Source organism: Thermococcus fumicolans (assembly GCF_055386755.1).
In genome coordinates, this window is record NZ_AP042424.1 from 708,414 (window position 1) to 720,857 (window position 12,444).

A 12,444-nucleotide genomic window follows, 5' to 3' on the forward strand; every position below is an offset into this window, starting at 1 on the left:
GTGGCAGGGTGGCAGGATTTTCGGTGTGTTCGGGGAAGTACGGAACGACCTTCAGAAAACTTTATATTCCGCCGATTGTTGTTTGATGAAACCCCTGCGGAGGTGAAAGTGTGTCTGACTTTGGAGTGCTGTCCCTGCTGCCGCCGCTGGTGGCAATTATACTTGCGATATGGACCAAAAGAGTCGTCCTGGCCCTGTTTGCAGGTGTCTGGATTGGAGGCTTAATGGTGGAGGGATGGAATCCAATAACCGGAACCACTCAGAGCCTGGAGTGGGTGGTCGGGAGCGTCACCAGTGACTGGAACGCCAGGATACTTATATTCGACTTCCTCATAGGTGCGGGAGTCGGCCTGATCTATAAGTCCGGAGGAGTCCATGCCCTCGCCAGGGCTCTCTCGAAGCGGGTGAAGACGAGCAGGGGAGCCTCGGTTCTCGGATGGCTCATGGGAGTCCTGGTGTTCTTCGACGACTACACCAACACCATCATAGTCGGGAACACGATGAGGCCCATAACCGACAGGACCAGGGTTTCGAGGGAGATGCTGGCTTACATAGACGACTCAACTGCAGCGCCCGTCGCGGGACTGGCCCTCATCTCGACCTGGATCGGCTACGAGCTGGCGATGATAGGGAAGGGCTTTGACGGCGCTAAAGTGGCCTACAACTCCTACGACGCGTGGCTCTCGAGCGTTCCCTTCAGGTTCTACTCGATCTTGGCGATACTCCTGGTCTTTATCGTTGCCTACACCCACAGGCACTACGGCTCGATGCTCAAGGCCGAGTACCGCGCCAGGACCACCGGAAAGGTCCTCCGCGACGGGGCAAAGCCCCTCATGACGACCGAGGTCGACCTCGGCATGCCGAAAGAGGGTGGAAGCCTCTGGGACTTCGTCATACCGATCCTGGCTTTGGTCTTTGTATCCCTGCTGGGACTCTGGTACACCGGTGCGGCGAACCTCTACGCCTACAGCCAAAACCTTGACTGGTGGACTGATCTAGAGAACCCGTTCGGCGTTAACTTCCTCAAATACAGCTTCGTGGACTCCTTCCGCGAGGCCGACGCGGCAACTGCCCTGCTGTGGGGAAGCTTCACGATGGTCCTCGTCGCCAGCATAATGCTCCTCGGCAGGAAAAAGATGACCGTTGAGGAGTGGGAGGACACCGTTATCAGGGGAATGAAGCAGATGCTCTTCGCCAACACCATCCTGGTTCTTGCGTGGAGCCTCGGCACTGCAGCAGATACCGTCGGAACCGGTACCTACATAATCAACCTCGCCACCGGCTCCGGCGCCAACCTCGGCCCGTGGATGCCGCTGATAATGTTCCTGGCGGCAATGTTCGTGGCCTTCACCACGGGAACCAGCTGGGGAACCTTCGCCATAATGGTCCCCCTCGGCGTCCAGCTCAGCCTCGCCTTCACCAACGGGCAGGTCAACGAGATAGTGTTCGCCACCATCGGTGCGACCTTCACGGGCTCGATCTTCGGCGACCACTGCTCGCCGATAAGCGATACAACGATTATGAGCTCGATGTTCAGCGGTTCAGACCACATAGACCACGTTACCACCCAGATACCCTACGCCTTCACGGTGGCGTCCATAGGCGCTGTCCTCTACCTGCTCTTCGGACTTGGTATCAGGAGCTGGGCCGTCCTCCTACCGCTGGGAATAGTGCTCCTAGTGGCCGCCTGGTACGTCCTCAGTGAGTGGTACGGCAAGAAGTACGGCATCCCGCACGGCAAGGTGCCGGTATACGTGGTCGAGGAGTGAGCCACTCCTTTTCTTTTTAATTCAAAAAAGCTGGATTTGGGGGCTATTTTGAGAACACCGCTGAGACAAGCCCCACCGAAAAGCCAACCCACGCGAGCAGGTAGCCAGACCCTATTCTCAGGCTCCCGTCGCCGCTACCGTACACCATTGAGAGCGTCAGGACTACCATGCCCACCAGCCCTATCGCGTGCCCGAATTTGCCCTTGAACAGGCCTATAAAGGCCCCCAGGATTATGAGGGGGAACGCTATCAGTGGGAGGACTATCCCCAGAACCTCCCGGTTCTTCTCGAGTACGAGATCCTGCTTGAGGACGTCCTTTTTGAGGTAGATGTCCCTGGCGACGTCGACAAAGCTCAGGCCCTGGCTGATCCCCTCGTGGGGTCCCCTATCCAGCGAGGTTATCCCGAACATCCGCACCTCGGGGTTACTTGCCCCCTGGGTGAACCACGGCATCGTCATGGCCACGATGACCAAGAGCGCCGCTAGGAATGGCACTGGTTTCATGCTATCACCTCTTCGCTGGATCGTAATTCAGCGGGCTGTTTATGAGCTTTTCGGCCGGATCGTTACTTGTTCTGTCGTTATGAGCAATACTAACGCCCAGAGTTCTGATCGATACACGAAGGGCGTGTTCTCCATCCAAAACACTTTTATTGGCCTGCATTTTCATTCCCTACTGGTGAACCCATGAAAAAAGTCCGGGAGGCGCTCTTGGGCCTTCTGTCCACCATGAACCCCGAGGAAACGGGCCTCAAACTGGTTGGGTTACTGGTGGCCCGCGAAAACAAGTCCGCGTACAACTTCTCCCTCTTCGACGTGACGGAGAACGAGGTAGTTCTGATGCTCCAGCTGGGCGACATGGTGGTTTACCTAGCGTTCGAGGGCGAGGAGGAGATCGACGAGGACGAGTACCCGGAACTCGTTGAGGAGCTCATAAAGAGGGCCCTGCCGGGGGTTAGAGGCCTCATTCGGGCGGTGAAGGACGAGGGCCTTCTGGAACCAAGGATAGTTTACGACGAGATGAGCCCCGAGCTAAAGGAGTTCCTCTACGAAGTCCTACTGAGGCACCTCTCCGGCAAGTCCGTCTACGACCAGACCGAGGCCGCCTGAAGGGGGGGTCTATTCCTCTCTCCCCTTGGGGCTTTGACGTTTTGTTCTCAGGCGGAGGTGTTTTTGGCTAAAGTCCAAAACACCATGAACCCCGCAGGGATTTTCTGAAAAATCTCCAATAACTGGGCCAAAAAGCACTTAAACCCTCCGGTGTCCTATGCCCTGATGCACCATGATTGGCAGGAGTGATTGTTTTTGGCTTTGAAGGTTCCCTTCTGAGCTCCCGCGTTAGTTTAGAGTTCAAAGGGCGGGATTGCTTTTGGCACTGAGCTAAGGAGGGAGTGTTTTTGGCCAACCCATCCTGAGACATGAGCACTTCGGTTTAGTCATCACGCTCATTATTCCCTCGCTTTTGGGATTTGTTGATACGGTTAGTGCTTACTCTAAAAAAAAGGAGGTGGTAGAATGAAAGCCGTTCTGCCGGATTCGAAGATACCGAAGAGGTGGTACAACATACTGCCCGACCTTCCGGAGCCGTTGGCACCGCCCCTCGACCCCGAGACGGATGAGCCGATAGAGCCGGAGAAGCTGTTGAGGATTTTCGCGGAGGAACTGGTGAAGCAGGAGATGAGCAACGAGCGCTACATAGAGATTCCGAAGAAAGTCCGCGAACTTTACGCCAAGATTGGAAGGCCGACGCCCCTCTTCAGGGCAACGAATCTCGAAAAGGCCCTTGGAACGCCGGCGAGGATATACTTCAAGTACGAAGGAGCGACCGTAACGGGAAGCCACAAGATAAACACGGCTTTAGCTCAGGCCTACTACGCCAAGGAGCAGGGGATTGAAAGGCTCGTCACCGAAACCGGTGCCGGCCAGTGGGGAACGGCATTGAGCCTCGCAGGGGCCTTACTCGGACTTAAGGTTCGCGTTTATATGGCGCGCGCCAGCTACCAGCAAAAACCCTACAGGAAGACCATAATGCGCCTCTACGGGGCGGAAATATACCCGAGCCCGAGCGACAGAACCGAAATCGGACGGAAGTTTTTAGCTCAAGACCCGAACCATCCCGGCGGACTGGGCATAGCGATAAGCGAGGCCATAGAGGACGTCCTAAGGGATGAAAAGGCCCGCTACGCCCTTGGAAGCGTTCTCAACCACGTTCTCATGCACCAGACGGTCATAGGCCTCGAGGCAAAGGAGCAGATGAAGGAATTTGAAGAGCCGGACGTTATAATCGGCTGCGTCGGCGGCGGGAGTAACTTCGCGGGCCTGGCTTATCCCTTTGTGAAGGACGTTCTGGACGGCAAAGCAGACTACGAGTTCATAGCGGTTGAGCCGAGAGCCGCTCCCTCGATGACAAGGGGAGTTTACAAGTACGATTTCGGAGATTCAGGCGGCTACACACCGAAGATGAAGATGCACACCTTGGGCCACACATACTACGTCCCGCCGATACACGCTGGAGGACTTCGCTACCACGGATTAGCGCCAACGCTGAGCGTCCTCATTAACCATGGAATTGTCAAACCCGTTGCCTATCATCAGAACGAGGTCTTCCAGGCGGCCGAGCTGTTCGCGAAGACCGAGGGCATAATTCCGGCCCCGGAGAGCGCCCACGCGATAAAGGGTGCGATAGACAGGGCGCTGAAGGCCAAGGAAGAGGGAAAGGAAGAGGTCATACTCTTCAACCTCAGCGGCCACGGCTTCCTTGATTTAGGGGGCTACGAGGACTACCTCGACGGAAAGCTTGAAGATTACGAGCCCGAGCATTTCCCGGCCCTGGAGGGGTGAGCTTTACTTTTTCCCTCACCCCAGCTTTCTCAGAATCCTCCGCGGATGGAAGTTCAGGCTGGCCCTCGCTTCCGGGATCTCCATTCCCAGGTTTATCCCGAGGCTCATCAGGTCCCTCGGAGAACGAACCTCCCACCTGCTCTCGGCGGAACTCGTTATAAAACGCGGAACGTCGTACTTCTTAACCAACTGCCAGGTCTTGGTCATGAAGCGGAGGAGCTGAACCCTCTCGTAGGAACTGGCCCTCAGGAGCGGGGACAGGGAAAAGCCTACGGCAACCCCCCTCCTCGCGGCTATTCCAGCCAGAATGTGGTCGAAGCCGGGGTCCTTCCTCCCGAACCAGGGGCTTATCAGGGCATCAACTCCGGCCTCGAGGGCGGCACGGTTCACCCTCATGTCGCCGCCCTGGACGTAGATTAAAGCCCTAGGACTGCGGTTCTTGACCTCACGGATGAGACTTGGTTTCTTTGTGACGATGAGGAGGGCAACTTTACCGTAGGCCTCGCGGAGGGCCTTCAGCTCTTCCTTAAGAGCGCTCCAATCGGGGGAACCCTCGAGGACGAGCTTTTTTGTGAACACCACCTCGTTGAACCACTCACTCGCGAGTTCATAGGCATCTTCACTCCTCACGTCCATCTCGACGAAGTAGTCCCGCGAGAAGGAGATTTCTTCCTCAACTATTTTCGGCCCCGTGCTCATTCCTCCAGCCACTCCCTGACGGCTTTAACTACCGCTTCCTTCCTCATCGGAAATGCCTTGACCTTTATCCTGACCTGGATAACATCCGCTCCCTCGTCTATCTCAACGTCGCCAAGGTATGCCTTTTGCTTGTTGAAGCGGACGTAGAGGGTCCCCTCCTCGTCGACCTTCTCGTCGAGGTTCTCGATGATGTAGCGCTTATCGTCCTTGCTCAGAAGTTCCTTGAAGTGCTCCAGGAACTGTCTGACAGCTTTGCTCCTCTTTATCTCGACGTTGACGACCTTGATAGGGTTGCCGAAGAAGCCCGTTGTCTCATCGACGTCGAAGATTACGTCCTCCTCGTCTATCTCCTCTGGGATAAAGGTCGCTATCGCGTCGAGAACCTTGTCCTCATCTTCCGTCGCCTGGATGAAGGTGGTAAGCCTGACGTGGTGTGCTCGAAGCTTCACCATCTTTCTCACCGGAGTGAATTGGGGAGGCGGCTTTAAAAGGTAACCCCACGCTTGTGGGAACTCTTAAATAGTTTTCCCACCAAGGTTCTTCAGTGGAAAAGATGCTGACCAGGGTCGATCAAAAGGGACGGTTGTACATCCCGAAGGCCATGAGGGAAGGTCTTTTGGATGAGGTCTACCTCGTTAAGCTCGATGAGGGAATACTGATAGTGCCAAAGCCCCTGGATCCGCTCAAAGAACTTGAGGAACTCGGGAGGAAGCTCCCGGACAGGTCCCTTCGCGAACTCAGGAAGGAAATACTGGAAGAAGCCACGAAAGAAACGGAGGGCGCGGAATGATATACGCGGACACGGATTTCTTCCTCGCAATCATGAAACCGAACGACTGGCTCAATGAGAACGCGAAGAAAATCCTCAAGCGATACGAAGACCAGATAGCAACCTCTGAAACAACGTTTCTCGAACTGCTGATCGTGGCGAAAAAGTACGACCTCGATCCCGTAAGGCTAACCTCGGCGGTCATGGCGCTGACTGGAATAGAGAATGACGTTTACCTGAGGGCGGCGTATTATATGAAGGAGCACGGGCTAAACGCCTTCGACGCCTTCCACGCGGCGAAATGCGGGGGAGTCATAATAAGCTCGGACAGTGTCTACGAGAAGGTTGGAATCAAGAGGATAAGGCTCGAAAATCCGGAAGAGTAGGTAACGGGGATGTTGTCACGGCTTTTTCCGCAGTGGGGTTATGGGTAGAATGTCCCTGGGAAATAAACACCCTCGCTGGCAACTTGATCCAGCAGTCCTCCAGCGCTTCAAATTGGGGATTCCCGAAATGGTCTGGGGGATTAGAGAATATCGTCTGGGAGGAGGGCCCTAACCTCGCGCGCTATCCCGACTGCAACGATGGCCTTGAGGGCATCGAAGGGGACGAAGGGTAAAACACCGACCTCAAAGGCTCTAACCCCTCCAACTAGAAGGCTCAGCCTAAGCCATCCCAGGAGGTAGATTATTCCGACGCCGAGGAGAGAGCCGGCTAGGGCCGGGACCGTCCTCCTTCTGGAGAGGCCGGCAACTAAAGCCGCCAGGGGAAACGCCCAGAGGTAGCCAGCCGTTGGCCCGTAGAGAACTGCAATCCCTCCCGCAAAGCGAGAGAATACGGGGAACCCTATGGCCCCGACGGCGAGGTAAAGGACTTGGCTTAAAAAACCGAGCCTCGGCCCCATCAGGAGTCCCGAAAGGAGCACGAAGAGAACCTGCAGGGTTATGGGCACCGGACCTATCGGGACGCTCGTCATAGCGCCAACCGCCGTTAGGGCCGCAAAGAGCGAGATCATCGCGATGTCCTTCGGCTTCATGGGATCACCCTGAGGGCGATTGCGTAAACCTTAAAATTCTTTTGGTTAACGAGATCCGATGAGGCCCATAAAGGACAGCCCGGCGAAGAGACACATTCTCTCCCGGCTTAGAGAGGGGAAGGTGAGCGGGGAGGCCCTTGCCAGGGAGCTGGGGATGTCCCGGGTCGGAGTGTGGAAGCACATTAAGGAACTCAACTCCCTGGGTTACGTGATAAGGGCAGAGAGAGGCTATCGGCTTTTGAAAGAGCCCGACGTGCCCTATCCATGGGAACTGAGTGTGGAGAGCATTTACTTCCCGAAGATCGGGAGCACGATGGACGAGGCCCTTAAACTGGCCTGGAAAGGGGTGTACGGTGTCTTCGTACTGGCCGGTGAGCAGGTTTCAGGGAGGGGCAGGTTCGGGAGGACGTGGTTCTCGCCCCCGGGTGGGCTGTACCTGTCGGTCGTGGCGAGGGATAGGGATCCCTTAACCCTTAGGGAGAAAATGGTTGAAGTCGTGGCCGGGTCCCTTTCAGGCCTTTTGGAGGTTGAAGCCGTTGAAAACGGGCTCTTCGTGAGGAGGAAGAGGATAGGTGGGGTTCTCGTTGAGGTGCTGGGCGAGCCAGAGAGGCCAAAGGTGGTTGTTGGGGTCGGGCTGAACGTCAGAAACCCCGTTCCGGAGGGTGCCACTTCCATCTCGATTGAACTTGGCGGAAACGCCAGCCTCGTCGCGGTGGCGAGGATGATAACGGGGGCCATAGCGGGGGAGATCCATGATAGAGGTGAAGAACGTTAGGCACACCGTTGGCGGGAGGGAGCTTTTCAGGGGAGTCAGCCTTATCCTCGAAAGGGGTGAGATCCTCGCCCTCCTGGGGCCGAACGGAAGCGGGAAGACCACGCTGGCAAAGATGATAATCGGTCTCGTGAAGCCTGAGGAGGGAACGATCCTCGTGGACGGAATCGACACGAGGAAGGCCAAGACGAGTGATCTCAGCAGGAAGGTCGGCTACGTCTTTCAGGAACCCGAGAGGATGTTCTTCACTGGGAGGGTTTTTGACGAGGTGGCCTTCGGCCCCTCGAACTTGGGCCTTCCGGACGTTGAGAAACGGGTGGAGAGGGCGCTCCGGGAGGTAGGTCTGTGGGGCTATCAGGGCAGGAAGCCGCTGAGCCTCAGCGGCGGTGAAAAGAGAAAGCTCGCTGTGGCGTGCGTTCTGGCCATGGGGACGGACTACGTGATACTGGACGAGCCCTTCAGCAACCTTGATGGCCGCGGGATCAAAGCGGTTGTTGAGGCTGTAAGGGGCCTGAAAAGGGCGGGAAAGGGCGTGCTGCTCATAACCCACGACGTTGAGCTGGCCTATCTGGTGGCGGATAGGTTCGCAATTCTCTTCGATGGGACGGTCTCGGCGGAGGGCTACGCAAGTGAGCTCCTCGACATTGACCTTTCAGGTTATGGTTTGAGAACGCCTCTGTTTGGGGATTGTTATGGGAAGGCTGGATCCTAGGGCTAAAATCGTCTCAACGATAATCCTGAGCTCTGGTGTGATAGCCTCTTCCCGCCCGGAGGTTCCCATGGTAGTGGCCTTGTTCTCGGCACTGATCCTCCCAAGGAATCGAAAGTCCCTAGCCGGCCTCCCGATTGCCCTGCTGTCGCTTCCGATGGGTCTGGGTTACTTTCTCAAGGTTCTAGCCCTTCTCCTCCTGGCCACGCTTCTGGCCTCGACAACTGGGAGCTGGGAGGTGGTGCTGGCCCTCCGAAGGCTTTACCTACCGTCAGATTTTGCCCTCGCCGTTGGAATAGCCCTCGGCCAAATTGAGGCCCTGGGGAGGTTTTCGTCCGAGATACACGACGCCCAGAGGGCGAGGGGTATGAAAGGGGGTCTTAGTGCCGTTAAGGCCGTTGTGGTTCCTCTGATAGTCCGCTCCATTTTATTTGCTGATGACATGGGGGACTCCATTGAAGCCAGGGGTTACTCCGGCATGCTGAGAATGCCCTATCAGTATAGAATCGGCCCAACTGAGATCCTGATCTTGGGGGCCTCCTTAACCCTTCTGGCAATCTCGCTTGCTCTGTAACTCGGCATCAGCAAAAGAGGTGTTGAAAAGGGGCCTCACTTGCCCCTGCCCCTGTTGGCCCTTATGCTGGGCCTGACCTTTTCAGCTCCTTTGCCCTTGTTCCTCAGGCCGCGGCTCTTCCTTCCAGCTGAGGTGAGGCCTCTAAAGACCCTACCCTTGTGGGCCTTTCCGGCTATCCAGTTGATCTTCGGGTCGGCCTTGATGACCGGGTGGTGCGGATCAACGAGGATGACCTCAAACCACTTGTACATACCGTCCTCGCCGACCCAGTAGCTGTTGAGGACCTCGAGGTTCGGGTACTTTCTTGCCGCCTTCTCCTCGGCTATCCACTGGAGGCTCTTCTTCGGACTGTATTTCACCATACCCATCTTGGAGGGCTTCCTACCGCCCTTCCACCTGGGCCTCTTCCTGCCCCCCTTCCTCACGCGGACGCGGACGACCACGTAGCCCTGCTTGGCCTGGTAGCCGAGAGAGCGAGCGCGGTCGAGCCTGGTCGGCCTCTCGACGCGAGTAACTACGGGCTCTCTCCTCCACTTTATCATCCTGACCTTGAGAAGGTCGCCAACGTAGCTCTTCTTCGGGCTTTTCCAGGCTTCCCTAATGTACTTGTACATTCCCATCTCGTTCACCTCTTCCGTGCTTGTGGTTCTCCCTTGCGGGAACATCCCGCGGGCTTGGCCCGCCCAGTCGGTCGAGGTTGGAGGTTGAGTTTTTAAGGGTTACGATGGGTGAAAAGAGGACATTGGGGACTTATCCCACTATCACGTGGATCCCGTTCTCCTTCACCAAAGTTTTGAGCTCCTCGAGCTTCATCAGTTTGTAATCCTTCTCCGGGGAGGGAGCTATATAAATTGGCGCTGTGGAGTTCCCCATGAACTGCCACGTCCCTATCAGCCGGAAGTACACGTGTTGCCCGTCGTTGGCGGTTTCCCCCACCCAGATCTCAACCGAGAGCCCGTCCAGCTTCTGGTCGAACTGAAGGGCCAGGGTTCCGTCGACCCTCTCCCTGGAGCACGCCGTCTTTCCTTCGCTCTTCCCGGTTAGGAAGCTGTACATCTTGTCGTCGAGTTCGTATACCGTGACTTCTCCAACTTGGGGGGTCTGGTAAGTGAAGGCCACGGAGCAGTTCGAGAGGATCTCCCCTTGGATGTAATACGTCCCTTCCCCCCCACTATGTCTCGGGTTACCCCTCTGGAGCTTTACGGATATGAGCTTGGGGGGAGAGGGGTTGGCCTTTTCCATGATGCTCCCCCAGAATACGCCCACGATGAGCACCGCCGCGAAGAAGGCCAGCGCGATGACGATGACTTTCCTCCCCATCTCACCACCCATTCTATTTCGAAGTTCGTTTTGATATAGCTTTTGTGCAGGTGGTGACTAACTTGTGGAGTAATCGATCCCGTGCAAACTTTAAAAACAGGAGATCCAATGAACTGGAGGTGGTACCATGGACGTACTCGGATGGCTGATTTTCTTTGCCTACGTGCCCGCCCTCATCCTTCTGTGGTACTTTTATCACGAGGATAAACTGGAGCCCGAACCGAAGAGGTACGTTGTGATGACCTTCCTGCTCGGGGCCACGGTCTCCGTTGGCTTCGCCTTCGTTGTTGAGGCCCTGTTAACACCTCGCTGGGGCTACAGCGGATACCTTCTGCCGGCCGGGGCGTTCTACATGGCCCTCGTCGCTGGAGTCGTTGAAGAGCCCGCCAAGGCCCTGGCGATACTCTTCCCCTTCAGGGCCGGCCAGATGGACGGCATAATGGACGGTGTTGTCTACGGTGTGGCGGCTGGCCTCGGTTTCGCGGCAACTGAGAACTTCCTCTACGGGCTCGGCTACGGCCTCCACGTCACGATCTTCAGGGCGTTCTTAACGCCCTTTGCCCACGGAACCTGGAGTGCCATAGTGGGCGTTGGCTACGGCCTGGTTTCGGAGGGAAAGGCCAAGTCCGTTGGGGGGTTCTTGGCTACCGCGATGCTCCTCCACTTCCTGTGGGACTACTTCGCCTTCCTGAGCACGACGATCCCGGCATACGACATAATGCTGATCCTCCTGCTCTTCGTCAACGTCGCCATCCTTAGGTATCTCCTGATAATGGGCCGTGCCGAGGACGAGCAGAAGAGATGGTACTACGTTTTGAGGGGCATGTGGAGGTGATGACATGGCCGGCAATGCTGAAAAACTCATAGATGATGCGCTCTTCGAGGCGAGGCCCTACGTGGAGTACTACGACAGGCTGGAAAACCTCGTGAGGCAGCTCTGGGAAAAGTCAAAGGACGAGCGGGACTTCCTTCGCCTTCTGGACAAGGAGCTCAAAAGGGCGGAGGAGCCCTTCAGGACAGACCTCAGGATATTCATTCAGAAGTTCGAGGCCCTCTGATTTTTCCTTAGTGCAGGGGTAACTTTTATAACCATGAATGTCCAGATTGTTAGGGGTGGTTCCAACGAGACGACTTCTTGTTGCGGTGACCATGGTAATCCTGATCGTCGGGGCGGCCTACTACCCCCTGTTGGGTAATTCTCAGGACAAGGCCAGCCCACCATCGAGGGATAGCTACTCCGTTGGAACAACCGAGAACGGTAGCCAGTTCACAGCGACTCATACCTTGGGGCTGCCCCTCCTCGTGGATGCGGACGGGAGACCCCTGTGGGAAAGCCTAATCCTTATGCCCCTGAAGGGTTATACCTACCGTTACACGCTTAGGAGCGCGGGTTTCATGTCCTTCTCTAAGATGGGCTACGGGGTGGCGTGTCCGGGCATATTCAGGGCCTACTATGAGGTGGACTACGAGTGGAATGTGAAGTTCGTTAGTTCATATTTTCCCTCGAAGGAGGACTCCACGAAGTTCAACGACCCACATGTGATAATAGAGGAATTCGAGAAAAAGGCCAGCTCGAAGCGATTAACCCATAAAGGAGAGCACTCAATTCTGGTGCTATCAAAGGACGAGGAGGGATGGCCGTTAAATACCCACTACAGGCTTAAGGCCTTGTATGAGGGTGACGCTCTGAGGTGGGTCTCCTTTAACACTACCCATTCCCTTAACTACGACCCGAGAAACAGCTCCGTTCTAGTGGACTACGTCGACACCTACGAGACCTACGAACTCGAGGGGACCCGCTGCTGGCAGGTTCTTATAGGCTGGTTGAAGCCCCTCTTGAAGTGGTACCTACGCAGCCAGCTCGGGGAGATACCCTACCCCAAGCCCTGGGAAGGGGAACCCTGGTGACGTTTTCACTTTTTGCAAACTTTTGCCAATAGTGTGCGAAATTTGC

At 56.2% G+C, this 12,444-nt stretch carries 17 protein-coding genes; 11 read left to right on the plus strand and 6 right to left on the minus strand.

Annotated elements, in window-relative coordinates:
• Positions 1-110: 110 nt before the first annotated feature.
• Entirely contained in the window at positions 111-1,769 is a 1,659-nt protein-coding gene (locus tag ACZ5AM_RS04005) for a Na+/H+ antiporter NhaC family protein (RefSeq protein ID WP_464915587.1), read from the plus strand.
• Between the two features lie 43 nt (positions 1,770-1,812).
• On the opposite strand, the gene ACZ5AM_RS04010 is transcribed toward ACZ5AM_RS04005, so the two are convergent.
• Positions 1,813-2,274: a LuxR family transcriptional regulator gene (locus tag ACZ5AM_RS04010; RefSeq protein WP_464915588.1), complete on the minus strand. Its 462-nt coding sequence runs from the start codon at positions 2,272-2,274 to the stop codon at positions 1,813-1,815.
• Between the two features lie 183 nt (positions 2,275-2,457).
• On the opposite strand from ACZ5AM_RS04010, the gene ACZ5AM_RS04015 reads away from it, so the two are divergent.
• Positions 2,458-2,880: a hypothetical protein gene (locus tag ACZ5AM_RS04015; RefSeq protein WP_464915589.1), complete on the plus strand. Its 423-nt coding sequence runs from the start codon at positions 2,458-2,460 to the stop codon at positions 2,878-2,880.
• A gap of 405 nt (positions 2,881-3,285) precedes the next feature.
• Entirely contained in the window at positions 3,286-4,611 is a 1,326-nt protein-coding gene (locus ACZ5AM_RS04020) for a TrpB-like pyridoxal phosphate-dependent enzyme (RefSeq protein ID WP_464915590.1), read from the plus strand.
• Between the two features lie 15 nt (positions 4,612-4,626).
• On the opposite strand, the gene ACZ5AM_RS04025 is transcribed toward ACZ5AM_RS04020, so the two are convergent.
• Together ACZ5AM_RS04025 and ACZ5AM_RS04030 are read right to left on the minus strand one after the other, a co-directional pair.
• Complete coding sequence (locus ACZ5AM_RS04025) at positions 4,627-5,310, minus strand: Ribonuclease P protein component 3 (RefSeq protein ID WP_464915591.1); 684 nt, start codon at positions 5,308-5,310, stop codon at positions 4,627-4,629.
• Entirely contained in the window at positions 5,307-5,762 is a 456-nt protein-coding gene (locus ACZ5AM_RS04030; RefSeq protein ID WP_464915955.1) for an RNA-binding protein, read from the minus strand. The genes ACZ5AM_RS04025 and ACZ5AM_RS04030 overlap by 4 nt, the downstream gene beginning before the upstream one ends.
• A 101-nt stretch (positions 5,763-5,863) precedes the next feature.
• Between ACZ5AM_RS04030 and ACZ5AM_RS04035 the strand changes: the two genes are divergently transcribed.
• Both ACZ5AM_RS04035 and ACZ5AM_RS04040 read left to right on the plus strand, forming a co-directional pair.
• Positions 5,864-6,100 carry an AbrB/MazE/SpoVT family DNA-binding domain-containing protein gene (locus ACZ5AM_RS04035; RefSeq protein ID WP_464915956.1) on the plus strand — a complete coding sequence of 79 codons (237 nt, stop codon included), beginning with the start codon at positions 5,864-5,866 and terminating at the stop codon, positions 6,098-6,100.
• On the plus strand, positions 6,097-6,465 hold the full coding sequence (locus ACZ5AM_RS04040; protein ID WP_464915592.1) for a type II toxin-antitoxin system VapC family toxin: 369 nt from the start codon (positions 6,097-6,099) through the stop codon (positions 6,463-6,465). The genes ACZ5AM_RS04035 and ACZ5AM_RS04040 overlap by 4 nt, the downstream gene beginning before the upstream one ends.
• A gap of 140 nt (positions 6,466-6,605) precedes the next feature.
• On the opposite strand, the gene ACZ5AM_RS04045 is transcribed toward ACZ5AM_RS04040, so the two are convergent.
• Positions 6,606-7,115, minus strand: coding sequence for a biotin transporter BioY (locus ACZ5AM_RS04045; RefSeq protein ID WP_464915593.1), 510 nt, complete (start codon positions 7,113-7,115; stop codon positions 6,606-6,608).
• Between the two features lie 58 nt (positions 7,116-7,173).
• On the opposite strand from ACZ5AM_RS04045, the gene ACZ5AM_RS04050 reads away from it, so the two are divergent.
• From ACZ5AM_RS04050 to ACZ5AM_RS04060, 3 genes are read left to right on the plus strand one after another with little or no spacing between them, the layout of a single operon-like run.
• Complete coding sequence (locus tag ACZ5AM_RS04050) at positions 7,174-7,890, plus strand: HTH domain-containing protein (protein ID WP_464915594.1); 717 nt, start codon at positions 7,174-7,176, stop codon at positions 7,888-7,890.
• On the plus strand, positions 7,868-8,599 hold the full coding sequence (locus tag ACZ5AM_RS04055) for an energy-coupling factor ABC transporter ATP-binding protein (RefSeq protein WP_464915595.1): 732 nt from the start codon (positions 7,868-7,870) through the stop codon (positions 8,597-8,599). Before ACZ5AM_RS04050 ends, ACZ5AM_RS04055 begins: the two co-directional genes overlap by 23 nt.
• Positions 8,580-9,170: an energy-coupling factor transporter transmembrane component T family protein gene (locus ACZ5AM_RS04060; protein WP_464915596.1), complete on the plus strand. Its 591-nt coding sequence runs from the start codon at positions 8,580-8,582 to the stop codon at positions 9,168-9,170. Before ACZ5AM_RS04055 ends, ACZ5AM_RS04060 begins: the two co-directional genes overlap by 20 nt.
• A gap of 35 nt (positions 9,171-9,205) precedes the next feature.
• Here the strand turns inward: ACZ5AM_RS04060 and ACZ5AM_RS04065 are convergent, their stop codons facing one another.
• Both ACZ5AM_RS04065 and ACZ5AM_RS04070 read right to left on the minus strand, forming a co-directional pair.
• Entirely contained in the window at positions 9,206-9,790 is a 585-nt protein-coding gene (locus tag ACZ5AM_RS04065; RefSeq protein WP_464915597.1) for a 50S ribosomal protein L15e, read from the minus strand.
• Between the two features lie 130 nt (positions 9,791-9,920).
• Positions 9,921-10,490 carry a hypothetical protein gene (locus tag ACZ5AM_RS04070; RefSeq protein WP_464915598.1) on the minus strand — a complete coding sequence of 190 codons (570 nt, stop codon included), beginning with the start codon at positions 10,488-10,490 and terminating at the stop codon, positions 9,921-9,923.
• A gap of 127 nt (positions 10,491-10,617) precedes the next feature.
• Between ACZ5AM_RS04070 and ACZ5AM_RS04075 the strand changes: the two genes are divergently transcribed.
• Genes ACZ5AM_RS04075 through ACZ5AM_RS04085 form a run of 3 tightly spaced genes read left to right on the plus strand, consistent with a single transcriptional unit; the run spans position 10,618 to position 12,398 of the window.
• Positions 10,618-11,325, plus strand: a complete 708-nt coding sequence (locus tag ACZ5AM_RS04075) for a PrsW family intramembrane metalloprotease (protein ID WP_464915599.1) — start codon at positions 10,618-10,620, stop codon at positions 11,323-11,325.
• A gap of 4 nt (positions 11,326-11,329) precedes the next feature.
• The gene (locus ACZ5AM_RS04080) at positions 11,330-11,548 is read left to right on the plus strand and encodes a hypothetical protein (protein ID WP_464915600.1); all 219 of its coding nucleotides are present in this window, start codon (positions 11,330-11,332) and stop codon (positions 11,546-11,548) included.
• Positions 11,549-11,603: 55 nt separating this feature from the next.
• Positions 11,604-12,398 carry a hypothetical protein gene (locus ACZ5AM_RS04085; RefSeq protein WP_464915601.1) on the plus strand — a complete coding sequence of 265 codons (795 nt, stop codon included), beginning with the start codon at positions 11,604-11,606 and terminating at the stop codon, positions 12,396-12,398.
• The last annotated feature ends 46 nt before the right edge of the window (positions 12,399-12,444 follow it).

What these genes read in the sequence shown, in the direction of transcription:
- ACZ5AM_RS04010 (WP_464915588.1), bottom strand. Translation starts at nt 2,274, where the DNA reads ATGAAACCAGTGCCATTCCTAGCGGCGCTCTTGGTCATCGTGGCCATG.
- ACZ5AM_RS04045 (WP_464915593.1), bottom strand. Translation starts at nt 7,115, where the DNA reads ATGAAGCCGAAGGACATCGCGATGATCTCGCTCTTTGCGGCCCTAACG.
- ACZ5AM_RS04060 (WP_464915596.1), top strand. Translation starts at nt 8,580, where the DNA reads ATGGGAAGGCTGGATCCTAGGGCTAAAATCGTCTCAACGATAATCCTG.
- ACZ5AM_RS04040 (WP_464915592.1), top strand. Translation starts at nt 6,097, where the DNA reads ATGATATACGCGGACACGGATTTCTTCCTCGCAATCATGAAACCGAAC.
- ACZ5AM_RS04080 (WP_464915600.1), top strand. Translation starts at nt 11,330, where the DNA reads ATGGCCGGCAATGCTGAAAAACTCATAGATGATGCGCTCTTCGAGGCG.
- ACZ5AM_RS04070 (WP_464915598.1), bottom strand. Translation starts at nt 10,490, where the DNA reads ATGGGGAGGAAAGTCATCGTCATCGCGCTGGCCTTCTTCGCGGCGGTG.
- ACZ5AM_RS04035 (WP_464915956.1), top strand. Translation starts at nt 5,864, where the DNA reads ATGCTGACCAGGGTCGATCAAAAGGGACGGTTGTACATCCCGAAGGCC.
- ACZ5AM_RS04015 (WP_464915589.1), top strand. Translation starts at nt 2,458, where the DNA reads ATGAAAAAAGTCCGGGAGGCGCTCTTGGGCCTTCTGTCCACCATGAAC.
- ACZ5AM_RS04025 (WP_464915591.1), bottom strand. Translation starts at nt 5,310, where the DNA reads ATGAGCACGGGGCCGAAAATAGTTGAGGAAGAAATCTCCTTCTCGCGG.
- ACZ5AM_RS04030 (WP_464915955.1), bottom strand. Translation starts at nt 5,762, where the DNA reads ATGGTGAAGCTTCGAGCACACCACGTCAGGCTTACCACCTTCATCCAG.
- ACZ5AM_RS04055 (WP_464915595.1), top strand. Translation starts at nt 7,868, where the DNA reads ATGATAGAGGTGAAGAACGTTAGGCACACCGTTGGCGGGAGGGAGCTT.
- ACZ5AM_RS04050 (WP_464915594.1), top strand. Translation starts at nt 7,174, where the DNA reads ATGAGGCCCATAAAGGACAGCCCGGCGAAGAGACACATTCTCTCCCGG.
- ACZ5AM_RS04075 (WP_464915599.1), top strand. Translation starts at nt 10,618, where the DNA reads ATGGACGTACTCGGATGGCTGATTTTCTTTGCCTACGTGCCCGCCCTC.
- ACZ5AM_RS04020 (WP_464915590.1), top strand. Translation starts at nt 3,286, where the DNA reads ATGAAAGCCGTTCTGCCGGATTCGAAGATACCGAAGAGGTGGTACAAC.
- ACZ5AM_RS04065 (WP_464915597.1), bottom strand. Translation starts at nt 9,790, where the DNA reads ATGGGAATGTACAAGTACATTAGGGAAGCCTGGAAAAGCCCGAAGAAG.